General features: G+C 65.6%; 1 protein-coding gene. It reads right to left on the reverse strand.

The genetic code is table 11. The features are described from left to right. Positions 1–204 precede the first annotated feature (204 nt). Positions 205–700, reverse strand: a 496-nt coding sequence (locus MJ783_RS08750) for a peptidoglycan-binding protein (protein WP_239309876.1), incomplete at its 5' end; no start/stop codon positions are given.

Here is a 700-nt window from a genome sequence, read left to right on the forward strand (position 1 = left end):
AATGCAGACGGCGAGGCAAGAACGGCGGTGCGAAGGTCGATATGGACGGTCGAGCGGTGTGCTGGCGCCCTCAGCCGATTGGGCGGTCTCCAGCGGTCAGGAGCCCGCCCGATCGCGATCAAGCGTACCGAGCCCCCTGTTCCCAGCACGGTTGGACGGTGCACTGACCGCCAGAGACCACCATCCGGGGGTTGAACGGCGAACTCAATCTTGGACGAACTGGAGCCCAACAGCTCTTTCCAGCGTCTGCCCGGCCGCATGCAACGACGTCTGCCAGGTGAAGTCGCCCACCACTCCGTCCGGCGACAGCCCGGCATTGCTCTGAAACGCCTCGACGGCAGCCCTGGTACGAGGACCGAATTTACCGTCTACCGGCCCCGGCGAGAAGCCGCCGTTTTCCAGTATCTGTTGCAGACGGCTGACGACCTCGCCTGTCGAGCCCTCTTTCAGCAGCGGCATCGGACCACCATTCGGCAGCGCCGCCCACGTCCTCGGGCCCACGATCCCGTCGACCGGAAGTTGGTTGGCCTTCTGAAAGTCCCGTACGGCGGCGTCGGTCTTCGGTCCGAATATGCCGTCCGGCAGGAGCCGCTCTCCGGGCTCGGAACGGTTGAGCGCCCGCTGCGCCCTTGTGACGGTAGGCCCACTCGCGCCCAGGCGAATCGTGGGTTGTCCCGGGTTTGCCATAGGAACACCTCCT

The organism is Protofrankia sp. Cj3 (assembly GCF_917627355.1).
Lineage (GTDB): Bacteria > Actinomycetota > Actinomycetes > Frankiales > Frankiaceae > Protofrankia.